Genomic DNA, 3,207 nt, shown 5'->3' on the forward strand with positions numbered 1-3,207 from the left:
CGTGAATGACACAGCTTCGGCGGTGTGCTTAAGCCCCGCTACATTGTCGGCGCAGGACCACTTGACCAGTGAGCTATTACGCACTCTTTCAAGGGTGGCTGCTTCTAAGCCAACCTCCTGGTTGTCTGGGCAATCCCACATCCTTTCCCACTGAGCACACACTTAGGGGCCTTAGCTGGTGTTCTGGGCTGTTTCCCTCTCGACGACGAAGCTTATCCCCCGCCGTCTCACTGCCGCGCTCTCACTAACCGGTATTCGGAGTTTGGTTGATTTCGGTAACCCGGTAAGGCCCCTAGACCATCCAGTAGCTCTACCCCCGGCAAGAAACACGCGACGCTGCACCTAAATGCATTTCGGGGAGAACCAGCTATCACGGAGTTTGATTGGCCTTTCACCCCTACCCACAGCTCATCCCCTCAGTTTTCAACCTAAGTGGGTTCGGGCCTCCACGACGTCTTACCGTCGCTTCACCCTGGCCATGGGTAGATCACTCCGCTTCGGGTCTAGACCACGCGACTCATTCGCCCTGTTCAGACTCGCTTTCGCTACGGCTACCCCACCCGGGTTAACCTCGCCACGCAGCACTAACTCGCAGGCTCATTCTTCAAAAGGCACGCCATCACCCAACACGTGAGCTCTGACGGCTTGTAGGCACACGGTTTCAGGTACTCTTTCACTCCCCTCCCGGGGTACTTTTCATCTTTCCCTCACGGTACTCGTCCGCTATCGGTCTTCAGGAAGTATTTAGGCTTACCGGGTGGTCCCGGCAGATTCACAGCAAATTCCACGAGCTCGCTGCTACTCGGGAACACCGCCACACAACACAAACACAGTTTTCGCGTACGGGGCTCTCACCCACTCCGGCCCGCCATCCCAAACGGTTCCGCTAACCATGCCGCATCACGCCCAGAGTGTCAGCTCTGAGAAGACAGGTCCCACAACCCCGACCACACAACCCCTGACAGGTATCACATGCAATCGGTTTAGCCTCTTCCGCTTTCGCTCGCCACTACTCACGGAATCACTTTTGTTTTCTCTTCCTGCGGGTACTGAGATGTTTCACTTCCCCGCGTTCCCTCCGCACCGGCTATATATTCACCGGCGGGTAACACCACATCACTGGTGCTGGGTTTCCCCATTCGGAAATCCTCGGATCACAGCTCGGTTGACAGCTCCCCGAGGCATATCGCAGCCTCCCACGTCCTTCATCGGCTCCTGAAGCCAAGACATCCACCATGTGCCCTTAACAACTTGACCACAAAGATGCTCGCATCCACTCTACAGTTCTCAAACACCACACCAGAAACAACGTGTGTTGCCTCAGGACCCAACAGCGTGCTGAGTGAACAAGAACCCGCCCGGATCCGACCGGCCGACTTTCCACGCGGGACAAACCCGCAGTACTGATCAGCAGCATCTCCGCCGCGAGAACCCATAACCAGTAGTTCCACAATTCCTTGAGCAAGCCCGGCAACACCGCGTTCGGGTGTTAAACCGCGCCCACCCCATGCCCTGATTCCGGGTATCCCGGGAACATGGATGTGTTGTGCTCCTTAGAAAGGAGGTGATCCAGCCGCACCTTCCGGTACGGCTACCTTGTTACGACTTCGTCCCAATCGCCAGTCCCACCTTCGACCACTCCCTCCCTTGCGGGTTGGGCCATGGGCTTCGGGTGTTACCGACTTTCATGACGTGACGGGCGGTGTGTACAAGGCCCGGGAACGTATTCACCGCAGCGTTGCTGATCTGCGATTACTAGCGACTCCGACTTCACGCAGTCGAGTTGCAGACTGCGATCCGAACTGAGACCGGCTTTAAGGGATTCGCTCCACCTCGCGGTATCGCAGCCCTCTGTACCAGCCATTGTAGCATGTGTGAAGCCCTGGACATAAGGGGCATGATGACTTGACGTCATCCCCACCTTCCTCCGAGTTGACCCCGGCAGTCTCCCACGAGTCCCCAACTTTACTTGCTGGCAACGTAGGATAAGGGTTGCGCTCGTTGCGGGACTTAACCCAACATCTCACGACACGAGCTGACGACAGCCATGCACCACCTGTACACCAACCACAAGGGAAGCCCCATCTCTGGGGATGTCTGGCGCATGTCAAGCCCAGGTAAGGTTCTTCGCGTTGCATCGAATTAATCCACATGCTCCGCCGCTTGTGCGGGCCCCCGTCAATTCCTTTGAGTTTTAGCCTTGCGGCCGTACTCCCCAGGCGGGGCGCTTAATGCGTTAGCTACGGCACGGACAACGTGGAATGTCGCCCACACCTAGCGCCCAACGTTTACAGCGTGGACTACCAGGGTATCTAATCCTGTTCGCTCCCCACGCTTTCGCTCCTCAGCGTCAGTATCGGCCCAGAGACCCGCCTTCGCCACCGGTGTTCCTCCTGATATCTGCGCATTTCACCGCTACACCAGGAATTCCAGTCTCCCCTGCCGAACTCAAGTCTGCCCGTATCGACCGCACGCTCCACGTTAAGCGTGGAGATTTCACGGCCGACGCGACAAACCGCCTACGAGCTCTTTACGCCCAATAATTCCGGACAACGCTCGCACCCTACGTATTACCGCGGCTGCTGGCACGTAGTTAGCCGGTGCTTCTTATCCAGGTACCGTCACTTGCGCTTCGTCCCTGGCGAAAGAGGTTTACAACCCGAAGGCCGTCATCCCTCACGCGGCGTCGCTGCATCAGGCTTGCGCCCATTGTGCAATATTCCCCACTGCTGCCTCCCGTAGGAGTCTGGGCCGTGTCTCAGTCCCAGTGTGGCCGGTCACCCTCTCAGGCCGGCTACCCGTCGTCGCCTTGGTAGGCCATTACCCCACCAACAAGCTGATAGGCCGCGGGTTCATCCTGTACCGCCGGAACTTTCCACCCTCCGCCATGCGGCAAAGAGTCATATCCGGTATTAGACCCAGTTTCCCAGGCTTATCCCAGAGTACAGGGCAGATTACCCACGTGTTACTCACCCGTTCGCCACTCATCCCCGGCCGAAACCGGTTCAGCGTTCGACTTGCATGTGTTAAGCACGCCGCCAGCGTTCGTCCTGAGCCAGGATCAAACTCTCCAACAATGCTGTAAAGTTCGATCGAGACTATTCTCAATCATCATTCTCAAAGGAAACCCCGACGAGGGGGTTTCATATTAAGCTCTACTGGCTTAGTTCACTAGCACACTGTTGAGTTCTCAAGCAACACACCCCG

At 57.0% G+C, this 3,207-nt stretch carries 2 rRNA genes (1 of these 2 only partly in view); both read right to left on the reverse strand.

Annotated features, from left to right (window positions below):
• Window positions 1–1,257 (reverse strand): 23S ribosomal RNA (locus tag ACZ7SW_RS46725) (it extends 1,945 nt beyond the left edge of the window).
• Window positions 1,258–1,557: 300 nt separating this feature from the next.
• Window positions 1,558–3,077: ribosomal RNA gene (locus ACZ7SW_RS46730) — 16S ribosomal RNA — on the reverse strand.
• Together the 16S and 23S rRNA genes form the textbook arrangement of a ribosomal RNA operon.
• Window positions 3,078–3,207 lie beyond the last annotated feature (130 nt).

Source organism: Amycolatopsis sp. NPDC114484, assembly GCF_055633755.1.